This window comes from Bacillus sp. COPE52 (assembly GCF_003355115.1).
In the GTDB taxonomy this organism is placed as follows: Bacteria; Bacillota; Bacilli; order Bacillales; family Bacillaceae_G; genus Bacillus_A; species Bacillus_A toyonensis.
Genome location: NZ_CP031292.1, coordinates 16,932 through 31,874, shown reverse-complemented (window position 1 = coordinate 31,874; position 14,943 = coordinate 16,932). Strand labels below are relative to the sequence as shown.

The window sequence follows — 14,943 nt, the reverse complement described above, 5'->3', positions numbered from 1 at the left end:
CTTGTTTAATGAAAGGTGATTACGAAGTTGAAAGATACATTTGTTGAAAAGGTAGATGACTTTGTAAAGCAGCATGATGTATTAAAGGAACGTTCAACAATTGTTGTAGGAGTTTCGGGTGGCCCTGACTCTTTAGCTCTTCTATATTATTTGTTAGAAAAAAGGGCAGAAAAACAGTTGGAAATTGTAGTAGCGCATGTGGATCATATGTTTAGAGGCGATGAATCTCATGAGGATCTACAGTTTGTGCAGGATCTTTGCAAAGGACTGGGAGTTATTTGCGAAACGATAAGGGTTAACGTGTCGCAATATCAACAGCAATACGGAATGAATGCGCAGGTTGCTGCTAGAGAATGCAGATATGCATTTTTGGAAAGAATAATGAAGAAATATGATGCGAGATATGTAGCTCTTGGGCATCATGGAGATGATCAAGTAGAAACGATTTTAATGCGCCTTGTACGAGGGAGTACTCCGAAAGGGTATGCAGGAATTGCAGTGAAGCGTCCTTTTCATAATGGATATTTAATTAGGCCTTTACTTGGAGTAACGAAGGAAGAAATTGTTAATTACTGTAATGAGCTAAATTTAATTCCCCGTATAGATCCGAGTAATAAAAAGGAAGTATATACAAGGAATCGATTACGTAAATATGTCCTTCCTCATTTGAAAGAAGAAAATCCACAAGTGCATGAGAAATTTCAAAAATTTAGCGTGCAGATGCAAGAGGATGAGGCTTATTTGCAGGAATTAGCTTTTGAGAAAATGAATAAAGTAATTACAAAAAAAAGTGATAAACAAATTAGCTTATCAATTCCTGCCTTTGAATCCATGTCTATGCCTTTACAAAGAAGAGGGATTCAACTAATATTAAACTATCTTTATGAATATAAGATTCCATCTTCTCTTTCCTCTATACATATTGACAAAGTGATTGAGTTTTTTAAGCGGACACAACCTTCGGGTTCACTTGATTTCCCAGGTGATTTAAAAATTGTTCGCACATACGAGGAGTGTAGCTTTGGATTTAAACAAGAAATTGTTTCTCCTTTTTCGCAAGATTTATCAGTACCCGGGACAATTACGCTATCGAACGGGGATGAACTTGTAATAGAGGTGAGCGAAGATATACCAAGTAACATGAATGAAACAGTATTTGTTGCTAAGTATAATGATATATCATATCCACTTCGTATTCGTTCTAGGGAAAATGGAGATCGCATGTCAATACAAGGTATGAATGGCACAAAAAAGATAAAAACTATTTTTATCGAAGCAAAAGTACCAAGAGAAAAAAGAGAAGCATGGCCGGTCGTTTGTGATGCAAGTGGGAATATTATTTGGATACCCTTGTTGAAGCGATCTGCATTTGCTGTTTCGAAAGAGATGGCAAAGAAGGATAAATATATGATTATTCACTACAAAAGCAAGGAGTCTTCCGGGAGGATAATGAAATGATGAATCAAGATATCGAAAAAGTATTAATTTCTGAAGAACAAATACAAGAAAAGGTGCGCGAATTAGGTGCAATTATTGCAGAGGATTATAAAAACACAGTACCTCTTGCAATTGGTGTATTAAAAGGCGCAATGCCATTCATGGCAGATTTATTAAAGAGAACAGATACATATCTTGAAATGGATTTTATGGCTGTATCTAGTTACGGTCACTCTACTGTTTCAACAGGCGAAGTGAAAATTTTAAAAGATCTTGATACTTCTGTAGAAGGTCGCGATATTTTAATCGTTGAGGATATTATTGATAGCGGTCTTACGCTAAGTTACTTAGTGGACCTATTTAAATATCGTAAAGCGAAGTCTGTAAAAATTGTTACGTTATTAGACAAACCAACAGGCCGCAAGGTAGATTTGAAAGCGGATTATGTTGGATTTACTGTCCCACATGAATTTGTTGTAGGATATGGATTAGATTATAAAGAGCAGTACCGTAATCTTCCTTATGTAGGAGTATTAAAACCAAGCGTTTACTCAAATTAATTAAATACAGGCGTTACAATTGTATAGGAAAGTTTTTCTATGTTACGATTTACAATAGTGTTTATGCCGTGAGAGGAGGTTAGGAATGAATCGTATCTTCCGTAATACCATCTTTTATTTACTGATATTCCTAGTAGTAATTGGAATCGTGAGCTATTTTAATGGTTCAACGCAAAAAACGACATCAGTTAGCTACGATAAATTCATTACTAAACTAGAAAAAGGTGAAGTGCGCAATGTGCAACTTCAACCGAAAAATGGTGTGTTTGAGGTAAAAGGACAATTTAATACTTCTAGCCAAGGAGAACAATTTGTTACTTATGCACCAAATACTGAGGAATTACAAAAGAAAATTAATGATAAAGCGCAAGGTGCTGAAGTTAAGTATCAACCAGCAGAAGAAACAAGTGCTTGGGTAACCTTCTTTACTTCTATCATTCCGTTTGTCATTATCTTCATTTTATTCTTCTTCTTATTAAACCAAGCTCAAGGCGGCGGTAGCCGTGTTATGAACTTCGGGAAAAGTAAGGCGAAGTTATATAATGACGAAAAGAAAAAAGTTCGTTTCAGAGATGTTGCTGGAGCGGATGAAGAGAAACAAGAGCTTGTTGAGGTAGTTGAATTCTTGAAAGATCCTCGTAAGTTTGCTGAAGTTGGTGCCCGTATTCCTAAGGGTGTTCTGTTAGTGGGACCTCCAGGTACAGGTAAAACTTTATTAGCACGTGCTGTTGCAGGTGAAGCTGGCGTTCCGTTCTTCTCTATCAGTGGTTCTGACTTCGTAGAGATGTTTGTCGGTGTCGGTGCATCCCGTGTACGTGATTTATTCGAAAATGCAAAGAAAAATGCTCCTTGTATCATTTTCATTGATGAAATTGATGCAGTAGGACGTCAACGTGGCGCAGGTCTTGGTGGTGGCCATGATGAGCGTGAGCAAACGCTGAACCAATTACTTGTTGAAATGGATGGATTCGGTGCAAACGAAGGTATTATTATCATCGCTGCAACAAACCGTCCCGATATTCTTGATCCAGCATTATTACGTCCAGGTCGTTTTGACCGTCAAATTACAGTAGATCGTCCAGATGTAAATGGTCGTGAAGCTGTACTTAAAGTACATGCTCGTAATAAACCGCTTGATGATCATATCAACTTAAGAGCAATTGCAACTCGTACACCAGGGTTCTCTGGTGCCGATCTTGAAAACTTATTAAACGAAGCTGCTTTAGTAGCTGCGCGTCAAGATAAGAAGAAAATTGATATGAGTGACATTGATGAAGCGACGGATCGTGTTATTGCAGGTCCAGCTAAGAAAAGTCGTGTTATCTCTGAAAAAGAACGTAATATCGTTGCATTCCATGAAGCTGGCCATACTGTAATTGGTGTTGTCCTTGATGAAGCAGATATCGTTCATAAAGTAACAATTGTCCCTCGTGGTCAAGCTGGTGGATATGCAGTAATGCTTCCGAAAGAAGATCGTTACTTCATGACAAAACCAGAGTTACTTGATAAAATCACTGGTTTACTTGGTGGTCGAGTAGCTGAAGAGATTGTGTTTGGTGAAGCAAGCACAGGTGCTCACAACGACTTCCAACGTGCGACTGGTATTGCAAGACGTATGGTTACGGAGTTCGGTATGAGTGATAAGCTTGGACCGATGCAATTCGGTAGCTCGCAAGGTGGTCAAGTGTTCTTAGGAAGAGACTTCCATTCAGAACAAAACTACAGTGATGCAATTGCACATGAAATCGATGTGGAAATGCAAACGATTATAAAAGAATGTTATGCCCGCGCGAAACAAATTCTTACTGAAAAACGTGATAAGCTAGATATTATTGCGAAAACGTTACTTGAAGTAGAAACGTTAGATGCAGAGCAAATCAATCATTTATATGATTACGGCAGATTGCCAGAGCGTCCAACATCTTCAGATGATGTAAAAGTAAACATCAATATGAAGAAGGACGATGAAGACGTAGAAGATAAGTAAGAGATAAAGGAGTGACAATTGTCGCTCCTTTTTTATTTGTAGAAAAATACTAAGTCGGAAAAATTTTTAATAAAATTAGTATTAAAAATTGAAATAGAGAGTAATCTTTTTGTAAAATGATGAGGATAGAAAAGCTGATTATATAAGTATGTGTGATATGATGTTTTTATAAGTTTTATACATACTACATAAATATAGATTAAATAAGATAAGTGGTGAGAATATGATTTTTGTATTGGATGTAGGGAACACAAATGCTGTACTAGGCGTATTTCAAGATGGGGAACTTCGTCAGCATTGGCGTATGGAAACAGATCGTCACAAGACGGAAGATGAATATGGAATGCTTGTAAAGCAGTTACTTGAGCATGAGGGTCTTTCATTTGAAGATGTGAAAGGTATTATTGTGTCTTCAGTTGTACCACCAATTATGTTTGCTTTAGAGCGCATGTGTGAAAAGTATTTTAAAATTAAACCGCTTGTAGTAGGGCCCGGGATAAAAACAGGGCTAAATATTAAATATGAAAATCCGCGTGAAGTAGGCGCAGACCGAATTGTAAATGCAGTAGCGGGAATCCATTTATATGGAAGTCCGCTTATTATTGTCGATTTCGGTACGGCTACCACATATTGTTATATTAACGAAGAGAAGCATTACATGGGTGGAGTTATTACACCGGGAATTATGATTTCAGCGGAAGCCTTATATAGTAGAGCGGCAAAACTTCCTCGTATTGAAATTACAAAACCAAGTAGTGTTATTGGGAAGAATACAGTAAGTGCGATGCAATCTGGTATTCTTTACGGATATGTTGGACAAGTGGAAGGTATTGTTAAGCGTATGAAAGAGGAAGCTAAACAGGAACCAAAAGTTATTGCAACAGGTGGATTAGCGAAATTAATTTCAGAAGAATCAAATGTAATTGATATCGTAGATCCGTTTTTAACGTTAAAAGGTTTGTATATGTTATATGAGCGTAATGCAAATTTACAGTATGAGAAAGGTGAATAAATAAGTATGAAAGATTATTTAGTAAAAGCTTTAGCATTTGATGGAGAAGTACGTGCGTATAGTGTGCGTACAACAAATACAGTAAGTGAAGCGCAAAGACGTCACGACACGTGGAGAACTGCTTCAGCAGCGCTTGGCCGTTCTTTAACTGCGGGTACAATGATGGGTGCGATGTTAAAAGGTAATCAAAAGTTAACAATTAAGGTAGAGGGTAACGGTCCGATTGGTCCAATCTTAGTGGATGCTCATGCAAATGGGGATGTACGTGGTTATGTAACGAATCCGCATGTTGATTTTGAAGGAACAGAACAAGGAAAACTACGTGTATATCAAGCGGTGGGAACAGAAGGATTTGTAACTGTAATTAAAGATATTGGTATGCGCGAGCCGTTTATTGGTCAATCTCCAATTGTTTCAGGTGAATTAGGAGAAGACTTCACGTACTATTTTGCAGTTTCTGAACAGACGCCTTCTTCTGTTGGTGTTGGTGTTCTTGTAAATGGAGATGACAGCGTATTAGCGGCGGGTGGATTTATCCTTCAAATTATGCCGGGCGCACAGGAAGAAACAATTTCATTCATTGAAGATCGTTTGCAAAAAATCCCTCCTGTATCAACATTGATCGAACAAGGTCTTTCTCCAGAAGAGCTATTATATGCAGTTCTTGGGGAAGATAAAGTAAAAGTATTAGAAACTATGGATGTTCAATTTAATTGCACTTGCTCACGTGAACGTATTGAGAGTGTGTTAATTAGTTTAGGTAAAACAGAATTAGAGCAAATTCGTGAAGAAGAAGAAGAGACGGAAGTGCACTGTCATTTCTGTAATGAACGATATAAATTCTCTAAAGAAGATATTACAAGCATAATTGTGAACTTGTAATAAGGAAGTTTGGGTGGAGAATTGTTCGCTCGGATAGATTGACAAACAGGGAATTTTCTGACAAAATCTAAATATAGATAAAACCAATAAAAATACTCGGTGTTAGGAGTGACAGGAATGCGAGTGGCACAATCAGTTTCAGAATTAATCGGGAAAACGCCGATCGTTAAGTTGAACCGCATCGTAGAATCAGACAGCGCAGATGTATACTTAAAATTAGAATTTATGAATCCTGGGAGCAGTGTTAAAGATCGTATTGCATTAGCTATGATTGAAGATGCTGAAAAGAAAGGATTATTAAAAGAAGGCGATACAATCATTGAGCCAACAAGTGGTAACACAGGAATTGGTTTAGCGATGGTAGCGGCCGCTAAAGGATATAAGGCGATTTTAGTAATGCCAGAAACAATGAGTATTGAGCGTCGTAATTTATTACGTGCTTACGGTGCTGAATTAGTATTGACTCCAGGTCCTGAAGGAATGGGTGGGGCAATTCGTAAAGCGACTGAATTAGCGAAAGAGCATGGCTACTTTATACCGCAACAGTTCCAAAATCAATCAAATCCAGAAATTCATCGTTTAACAACAGGTCCAGAAATTGTTGAACAAATGGGTGATCAATTAGATGCGTTTATTGCAGGTATTGGTACAGGTGGAACAATTACTGGTGCTGGTGAAGTGCTGAAGGAAGCGTATAAAGATATTAAAATTTATGCAGTAGAACCTGCGGACTCACCAGTATTATCTGGTGGGAAGCCGGGTCCACATAAAATCCAAGGAATTGGGGCGGGATTCATCCCAGAGACATTGGATGTAAAGGTATATGATGAAATTATTCAAGTAAAAACAGAGCAAGCGTTTGAATATGCGAGAAGAGTGGCTAAAGAGGAAGGTATTTTAGTTGGTATCTCTTCAGGAGCAGTTATTTATGCAGCGACAGAAGTTGCGAAAAAATTAGGTAAAGGGAAAAAAGTACTTGTTATTATTCCAAGTAACGGTGAACGTTATTTAAGTACACCACTTTATCAATTTGAATCATAATTGAATGTGATTGAAAAGCATCCTTGAAAAAGGATGCTTTTTTCTTTTTGGATTGGAAATAGGAAAAGAGTGATTGACTAGAAAACTTCATGTAAAATAAGAGGTAGTATAATTAATTTATTTTCACTAACCTTCGAGTATAATCATTTTCTATATAAAGAGCTTATGTAGTTTGAGGTGGTTAATCTAAGAGGGTGGGATAAAAGAAGACGGGGTGTTGATATGCAACGAAGAAAATCTTTAGCGCTTTCTATTCCATATCAGTTAGATTTCTTTAAGCAATATAAATTTCTTTCTCAGGATAAGCCGCAACATATTTTGCTAGAAAGCGGACGTGGCGGTCGTTATAACATAGTGGGGTTAAACCCAGTAGCGGTAATCCAAGGGAAGGGTGAAACGTTACATATAAGCGAAAGTGGTAAGGAAACAATAAAGCGAGGGAATCCATTAGATTTAATGCAAGAATATATGGAAAAATGGAAAACAGACTACAATCCAGAGTACCCGCCGTTTCAAGGTGGTGCGATTGGCTACTTTAGTTATGATTGTATCCGTTATATCGAAAAACTCCCTTCTCTTGCAGAGGATGATCTGAATATACCCGATATATTCTTTTTATTATTTGACGATGTGTTCGTCTATGATCAAGAAGAAAAAGTATTGTGGATTATTACACATTATGTAGATAAGCATGCAGAGGCGGAAGAACGATTACATGAATGGAAGAATCTTTGGGCGGCAGAAGTGCCTGAAGTGACTATGCCGTTTGAACGTCCTGAAAAGAAAAATGAAGCGGTTGCTTTTACAGAAGAAGGCTTTATGAAGGCTGTTGAACGTATTCAAGAATATATTGGAAATGGTGATGTGTTTCAAGTAAACTTGTCGACAAGGCAAGAAAGAACTTTACAAACGCATCCGCTAGAAATTTATACAAGTCTTCGTAAAATTAATCCATCTCCATATATGGGATACTTGGAGCTTGGGGATTTTCAAATTGTTAGTGCTTCGCCTGAATTGCTAATTAAAAAACAAGGGCAAGAAGTAAGTACAAGACCAATTGCTGGTACAAGATCCCGCGGTGCGAATGAACAAGAGGATGAAGAATTAGCGAGGGAATTAATTGAGAACGAAAAGGAACGAGCGGAGCATGTAATGCTTGTAGATTTAGAACGAAATGATTTAGGGCGCGTTTGTAAATATGGCACTGTAGAAGTAGATGAATTTATGGTAATTGAAAAGTACTCACATGTTATGCATATCGTTTCTAATGTGCGTGGTGAGGTGGAAGAAGATAAGGATGCTTTCGATTTAGTGAAAGCTGTATTCCCTGGTGGAACAATTACCGGTGCCCCGAAAATACGTACGATGGAAATTATTGAAGAATTAGAACCTGTTCGACGAGGGATTTATACAGGTTCAATTGGTTGGATTGGTTATTCTGGAGATACGGAATTGAATATTGTAATTAGAACGCTTCTTGCTAAAGATGGGCAAGCGCATGTGCAAGCAGGAGCGGGAATTGTAATTGATTCAAATCCGAAAAATGAATATAAAGAGTCGTTAAAAAAGGCAATTGCTTTATGGCGTGCAAAAGAAAGTAGCGAAGAAACGGTTAGGTGAGAGAAATGATATTAATGATTGATAATTATGATTCTTTTACATTTAATTTAGTGCAATTTCTTGGAGAACTTGGACAAGAGCTTGTTATTAAGCGTAATGATGAAGTGACTATTGCAGATATTGAGAATATGAAACCAGATTTCTTAATGATTTCACCAGGTCCATGTAGTCCGAATGAAGCGGGAATTAGTATGGAAGCTATTAAATACTTTGCAGGAAAGCTTCCGATTTTTGGAGTTTGTCTTGGGCATCAATCTATTGCGCAAGTCTTTGGTGGAGAAGTTGTTCGAGCAGAGCGATTAATGCATGGGAAAACGTCGCCTATGCATCATGATGGAAAGACGATTTTCTCGGACATTCCTAATCCATTTACTGCAACGCGTTATCATTCCCTTATTGTTAAGAAAGAGACGTTACCTGATTGCTTAGAGGTAACATCTTGGACAGAGGAAGGGGAAATTATGGCGCTTCGTCATACAACATTACCGATTGAAGGTGTGCAGTTCCATCCGGAATCTATTATGACTTCTCATGGGAAAGAATTATTACAGAATTTCATTCGCAAATATAGTCCAAGCGTGGCATCATGTTAATTTACGTAAATGGTGAATATGTAGAAGCGAATGAAGCGAAAATTTCTCCTTATGACCATGGTTATTTATACGGACTTGGAGTTTTTGAGACGTTTCGTATTTATAATGGTCATCCTTTCTTGTTGGATGATCATTATAAACGTTTAATAGATGCGCTAGATACATTGCAAATCAAATGGACAATGACAAAAGATGATGTAATGCTTATTTTGAAAAATCTCTTCGTTAAGAATGAATTGGAGCATGCATATGTTCGTTTCAATGTATCGGCGGGTGTAGATGAAATAGGATTGCAAACGGAAATGTATGAAGAGCCGTCGGTTATTGTTTTTATAAAACCTTTACCAGCCCCAGGGGATATAGTGGAAAAAGAAGGGGTTGTTTTAAAACAAGTGCGAAATACACCAGAGGGTGCGTTTCGCTTGAAGTCCCATCATTATTTAAATAACATTTTAGGGAAACGCGAAATTGGAAATGTTGTGGATAAGGAAGGTATTTTCCTTACTGAAGCAGGTTATGTTGCAGAGGGTATTGTTTCGAATCTCTTTTTTGTGAAAGACAATGTTTTGTATACGCCTTCGCTAAAAACAGGGATTTTAAATGGTATCACTCGTGCATTTATTATAAAGGTTGCAGAGGAGCTTCGTATAGAAATAAAGGAAGGTTTCTTTACGAAAGATGAATTGCTTTCAGCAGATGAAGTTTTTGTAACGAATTCCATTCAAGAAATTGTTCCGCTTTATCATATAGAGGGACGAGATTTCCCGGGTAAAGTCGGAATGATTACAAAAAGGTTTATGCATCTTTATGAAATGCAGAGAGAGAAATTGTGGAGTAGAAATGAATTGCGAAGAGGAGATGTGTAATTTGAAGTGGGATTATGATTTGCGCTGCGGCGAATATACATTGAATTTAAATGAAAAGACATTAATTATGGGGATTTTAAATGTAACGCCAGATTCATTTTCTGATGGTGGGAGTTACAACGAAGTGGATGCTGCGGTGCGCCATGCGAAAGAAATGAAAAATGAAGGTGCTCATATTATTGATATTGGTGGTGAATCTACTCGCCCGGGTTTCGCTAAAGTTTCGGTGGAAGAAGAAATTAAACGAGTTGTTCCGATGATCCAGACGGTTTCGAAGGAAGTGGAATTGCCTATTTCTATCGATACGTATAAAGCAGAAGTTGCGAAACAAGCAATTGAAGCTGGTGCTCACATTATTAATGATATTTGGGGGGCGAAGGCGGAACCGGAAATTGCTGAAGTTGCAGCTCATTATGATGTACCTATCATCTTAATGCATAACCGTGACAATATGAGTTATCGTAATTTAATGGCGGATATGATTGCTGATTTGTATGACAGTATTAAAATTGCTAAAGCTGCTGGTGTACGAGATGAGAATATTATTTTAGACCCAGGTATTGGTTTTGCTAAGACGCCTGAACAAAATTTGGAAGCGATGCGTAATTTAGAACAGTTAAATGTACTAGGTTATCCAGTTCTTTTAGGCACTTCAAGAAAGTCCTTTATTGGACATGTACTAGATTTACCGGTAGAGGAACGTCTTGAGGGAACTGGAGCTACCGTTTGTCTCGGTATTGAAAAGGGCTGTGAATTTGTTCGTGTTCATGATGTGAAAGAAATGGCGCGTATGGCTAAAATGATGGATGCGATGATTGGTAAGGGGGTAAAGTAATTGGATAAAATTTATATCCATGATATGGAGTTTTACGGTTATCATGGTGTATTCCCAGAGGAAAATAAATTAGGTCAGAGGTTTAAAGTTGATTTAACGGTAGAATTGGATTTGAAACGTGCAGGAGAAAGTGATGACTTAGAGCATTCTGTCAATTATGGAGAGCTTTTTGAATTGTGTAGGAAAGTTGTCGAAGATAGAACGTATAAGCTTGTAGAGAGCATCGCTGAAAATATCGCTACAAATATATTGAAACAATATGAGAGTATTTCACGATGTACAATTAAGGTAATTAAACCAGATCCGCCGATACCAGGGCATTATCGCGCTGTAGCGGTAGAAATTACGAGAGAACGTTCATGAATAATATAGCGTACATTGCATTAGGTTCGAATATTGGAGAGCGTTATACGTATTTAACTGAAGCGATTCAGTTTTTAAATAAAAGTCCGTATATCCAAGTTGATGATGTTTCATCAGTGTATGAAACTGATCCAGTTGGCTATACTGACCAAAGTTGCTTTTTAAATTTAGTTATAAAAATTTCTACCAATTTATCACCACAAGAATTATTGAAAGTAACGCAAAAAGTAGAGAATGACCTAGGAAGAAAAAGGGAAATTAGATGGGGTCCGAGAACCATCGACCTTGACATCTTACTCTATAATCAAGAAAATATTGAAGCAGAGAATCTTATTGTTCCGCATCCGCGGATGTTCGAAAGAGCTTTTGTTATCGTTCCGTTGTTAGAAATTAATCAAGATATAAAACAAGACATTTCACGTTCACAAGTAGAAGAAATGAAAAGGCGAGAGGGAGTAACGGTATGGAAGCAGAAAAATGGGGAAGACGCATTCGTGCTTTTCGAAAGCTGAAAGGCTATACACAAGAAGGTTTTGCTAAAGAATTAGGGGTATCTGTATCTGTTTTAGGTGAAGTTGAGAGAGGGAATCGATCGCCTTCCCAAGATTTTGTAGTAGAAGTTGCTAAAGCATTAAAGGTCTCGATAGAGGAACTAATGCCAAAGTAATTATGAAGGAAGGAGTAAATCGAGTGTTAAAGATTGCAAATATTGAGATGAAAAATCCGGTTGTACTAGCACCGATGGCGGGAGTGTGTAACTCTGCATTCCGTTTAACAGTAAAAGAATTTGGTGCAGGCTTAGTTTGTGCTGAAATGGTAAGTGATAAGGCGATATTACTTAATAATAAGAGAACGTTAGATATGTTATATATCGACGAGAGAGAAAAGCCATTAAGTTTACAAATTTTTGGTGGAGAGAAAGAAACGCTTGTAGATGCTGCGAAATATGTAGATAAATATACGACAGCAGACATTATTGATATTAATATGGGTTGTCCAGTACCAAAAATCACTAAGTGTGATGCAGGAGCAAAATGGCTTTTAGATCCAAATAAAATATATGAAATGGTAGCGGCAGTTGTAGATGCTGTTGAAAAGCCAGTTACAGTTAAAATGCGTATTGGTTGGGATGAAGAACATATTTTCGCAATAGAAAATGCTAGAGCTGTTGAGCGTGCTGGTGGACAGGCAGTGGCAGTTCATGGACGTACACGAGTGCAAATGTATGAAGGAAAAGCAGATTGGGATATTATTAAACAAGTAAAGCAAGCTGTGAATATCCCGGTTATTGGAAATGGTGATGTTGAAACACCGCAAGATGCGAAGCGTATGCTTGATGAAATTGGTGTAGATGGTGTTATGATTGGTCGTGCTGCTCTTGGGGATCCGTGGATGATTTATCGTACGGTAAAGTATTTAGAGACGGGTGAATTAATGCCGGAACCAACAGTGCGCGAGAAAATTGATGTATGTATGTTGCATCTAGATCGTCTTATCGATTTAAAGAATGAAAATGTTGCTGTAAGAGAGATGAGAAAGCATGCGGCTTGGTATTTAAAAGGTGTTCGTGGTAATGCGAGTGTGCGTAATGGCATCAATACTTGCAACACACGTCAAGACCTTGCGAATGTATTAGGTGCATTTGTAGAAGAAGTAGAAGCGAAACAACAAACAATTTATGTTGGTTAATAAGGGAATGTAGAAGATTGACATTCTTCTACACACTTCCTATAATTACGTGAAAGAAAGAAGAACTGCCAGTTAGTTGCTGGCAGTTTTTCTAGTTGAGTAGAAAATGCTATACTGTATATATTGTAAAAATTAATAGAGCTGGAGTGATATCAATATCATGGATAACATGAACCACGAAGAATTAAACGACCAATTGCTTGTTCGTCGTGAAAAGCTACATAATTTACGTGAGCAAGGAATCGATCCGTTCGGTAAACGATTTGAACGCACAAATTCAACAACGGACTTAGTAAGTCTATATGGAGAATTCTCTAAAGAAGAATTAGAAGAGAAAGAAATCACTGTTTCTATCGCTGGTCGTATTATGACAAAACGCGGTAAAGGAAAAGCTGGATTCGCGCACATTCAAGATTTACACGGACAAGTTCAAATTTACGTTCGTAAAGATACTGTTGGAGATGAAGAGTACGAATTATTTACGACAGCAGATTTAGGTGACTTAGTAGGTATTGAAGGTAAAGTGTTCAAAACGAACGTTGGAGAACTTTCAGTAAAAGCAACAGGATTTACACTTTTAACGAAATCCCTTCGTCCATTACCGGATAAATACCATGGATTAAAAGATGTTGAACAACGTTACCGTCAACGTTACTTAGACTTAATTACAAGTATGGAAAGTCGTGAAACATTTGTTACTCGTAGTAAAATCATTCGTGAGATGAGAAGATATTTAGATGACAACGGTTATCTTGAAGTAGAAACGCCTATGATGCACGCGATTGCAGGTGGAGCATCTGCTCGTCCTTTCACAACGCACCATAATGCGTTAGATATGGAATTATATATGCGTATCGCAATTGAACTTCATTTAAAACGTCTTATTGTGGGTGGATTAGAAAAAGTTTATGAGATCGGCCGTGTATTCCGTAATGAGGGTGTATCAACTCGTCATAACCCTGAGTTTACGATGATTGAATTATATGAAGCATATGCTGATTATAATGATATTATGAAACTAACAGAAAATATGGTTGCTCATATTGCGAAAAAAGTATTGGGTACAACAACGATCCAATATGGTGATTATGAAATTAATCTAGAACCAGAATGGACACGTCTTCATATGGTAGATGCAATTAAGCAACACTCTGGAGCTGATTTCTGGAATCCAATGAGTGTAGAAGAAGCGCGTGAACTTGCAAAAGAACATAATGTAGAAATTAAGGATACAATGGAAGTTGGTCATATTATTAATGAGTTCTTCGAACAAAAAGTAGAAGATAAATTAATCCAACCAACATTTATTTATGGTCATCCGGTAGAAATTTCGCCACTTGCGAAAAAGAATGACGAGGATCCACGATTCACAGATCGTTTCGAGTTATTTATCGTTGCACGTGAACATGCAAATGCATTCACTGAGTTAAACGATCCAATCGATCAAAAAGAACGTTTTGAAGCTCAATTAAAAGAGCGCGAGCAAGGTAATGATGAAGCTCACATGATGGATGATGATTATATCGAAGCTCTTGAGTACGGTATGCCTCCTACGGGCGGATTAGGAATCGGTATTGATCGTTTAGTTATGTTATTAACAAATGCACCATCTATTCGCGATGTACTATTATTCCCTGCTATGCGTCATAAGCAAGACTAAGCTTTGGAGATTTCTCCAAAGCTTTTTTTATTTTACTATGAGTGATTTGAAGGAAGTGGGTTTTGATAGGGATCGTTTAGAAATTATATTTATATAGAAGAAACATGCTATTTTTATGCTTTTTTACTAAGTTAAAAATTTTATTAGAAAAACTATTGCATTTTAATAAGCGAACTGGTATATTTATATTCGTTGCCACGAGAGGTAACAAAAGAAACAAACGAAAAACAACTTATTTAAAAAAAGTTGTTGACGAAAATATAACAAAATGTTATATTGATAAAGTCGCTTCTGAGCGACGAAGTAGTTCTTTGAAAACTGAACGAAACAAACAACGTGAAACGTCAATTTTTATTTTTAGATGCTAGACAAACTAACTTTATTGGAGAGTTTGATCC

15 protein-coding genes are annotated in these 14,943 nt (G+C 37.3%); all 15 read left to right on the top strand.

What is annotated here, in order from left to right:
- The first annotated feature begins 27 nt into the window (after window positions 1–27).
- Window positions 28–1,458, top strand: a complete 1,431-nt coding sequence (tilS, locus tag DPQ31_RS00175; protein WP_070174023.1) for a tRNA lysidine(34) synthetase TilS — start codon at window positions 28–30, stop codon at window positions 1,456–1,458.
- Window positions 1,455–1,997: a hypoxanthine phosphoribosyltransferase gene (gene hpt / locus DPQ31_RS00170; RefSeq protein WP_000981842.1), complete on the top strand. Its 543-nt coding sequence runs from the start codon at window positions 1,455–1,457 to the stop codon at window positions 1,995–1,997. Before tilS ends, hpt begins: the two co-directional genes overlap by 4 nt.
- A gap of 85 nt (window positions 1,998–2,082) precedes the next feature.
- Window positions 2,083–3,984 (top strand): ATP-dependent zinc metalloprotease FtsH, encoded by a 1,902-nt coding sequence (ftsH, locus tag DPQ31_RS00165; protein ID WP_001079666.1) that lies wholly within the window; start codon window positions 2,083–2,085, stop codon window positions 3,982–3,984.
- A gap of 223 nt (window positions 3,985–4,207) precedes the next feature.
- Window positions 4,208–4,996 carry a type III pantothenate kinase gene (locus DPQ31_RS00160; protein ID WP_000578374.1) on the top strand — a complete coding sequence of 263 codons (789 nt, stop codon included), beginning with the start codon at window positions 4,208–4,210 and terminating at the stop codon, window positions 4,994–4,996.
- A 6-nt stretch (window positions 4,997–5,002) separates the two neighbouring features.
- Window positions 5,003–5,878, top strand: a complete 876-nt coding sequence (gene hslO / locus DPQ31_RS00155; RefSeq protein ID WP_000656375.1) for a redox-regulated molecular chaperone HslO — start codon at window positions 5,003–5,005, stop codon at window positions 5,876–5,878.
- A gap of 117 nt (window positions 5,879–5,995) precedes the next feature.
- The gene (gene cysK / locus DPQ31_RS00150) at window positions 5,996–6,919 is read left to right on the top strand and encodes a cysteine synthase A (RefSeq protein ID WP_001261721.1); all 924 of its coding nucleotides are present in this window, start codon (window positions 5,996–5,998) and stop codon (window positions 6,917–6,919) included.
- 222 nt (window positions 6,920–7,141) lie between these two features.
- Entirely contained in the window at window positions 7,142–8,539 is a 1,398-nt protein-coding gene (gene pabB / locus DPQ31_RS00145) for an aminodeoxychorismate synthase component I (protein WP_001189707.1), read from the top strand.
- A gap of 5 nt (window positions 8,540–8,544) precedes the next feature.
- A complete protein-coding gene (gene pabA / locus DPQ31_RS00140; RefSeq protein ID WP_000602280.1) occupies window positions 8,545–9,132 on the top strand; it encodes an aminodeoxychorismate/anthranilate synthase component II in 588 nt (195 codons plus the stop codon).
- Window positions 9,126–9,998, top strand: a complete 873-nt coding sequence (gene pabC, locus DPQ31_RS00135; RefSeq protein WP_098711665.1) for an aminodeoxychorismate lyase — start codon at window positions 9,126–9,128, stop codon at window positions 9,996–9,998. The genes pabA and pabC overlap by 7 nt, the downstream gene beginning before the upstream one ends.
- Window positions 9,973–10,833, top strand: a complete 861-nt coding sequence (folP, locus tag DPQ31_RS00130) for a dihydropteroate synthase (RefSeq protein ID WP_002176114.1) — start codon at window positions 9,973–9,975, stop codon at window positions 10,831–10,833. Before pabC ends, folP begins: the two co-directional genes overlap by 26 nt.
- Window positions 10,834–11,196 carry a dihydroneopterin aldolase gene (gene folB / locus DPQ31_RS00125; RefSeq protein WP_000358065.1) on the top strand — a complete coding sequence of 121 codons (363 nt, stop codon included), beginning with the start codon at window positions 10,834–10,836 and terminating at the stop codon, window positions 11,194–11,196. It begins immediately after the preceding gene.
- Window positions 11,193–11,708 carry a 2-amino-4-hydroxy-6-hydroxymethyldihydropteridine diphosphokinase gene (gene folK / locus DPQ31_RS00120; protein ID WP_001059455.1) on the top strand — a complete coding sequence of 172 codons (516 nt, stop codon included), beginning with the start codon at window positions 11,193–11,195 and terminating at the stop codon, window positions 11,706–11,708. The genes folB and folK overlap by 4 nt, the downstream gene beginning before the upstream one ends.
- On the top strand, window positions 11,660–11,863 hold the full coding sequence (locus DPQ31_RS00115) for a helix-turn-helix domain-containing protein (RefSeq protein WP_000387028.1): 204 nt from the start codon (window positions 11,660–11,662) through the stop codon (window positions 11,861–11,863). Before folK ends, DPQ31_RS00115 begins: the two co-directional genes overlap by 49 nt.
- Window positions 11,864–11,886: 23 nt before the next feature.
- On the top strand, window positions 11,887–12,885 hold the full coding sequence (dusB, locus tag DPQ31_RS00110) for a tRNA dihydrouridine synthase DusB (protein WP_000912241.1): 999 nt from the start codon (window positions 11,887–11,889) through the stop codon (window positions 12,883–12,885).
- A 160-nt stretch (window positions 12,886–13,045) separates the two neighbouring features.
- Window positions 13,046–14,545 (top strand): lysine--tRNA ligase, encoded by a 1,500-nt coding sequence (gene lysS, locus DPQ31_RS00105; RefSeq protein ID WP_000369685.1) that lies wholly within the window; start codon window positions 13,046–13,048, stop codon window positions 14,543–14,545.
- Window positions 14,546–14,943 lie beyond the last annotated feature (398 nt).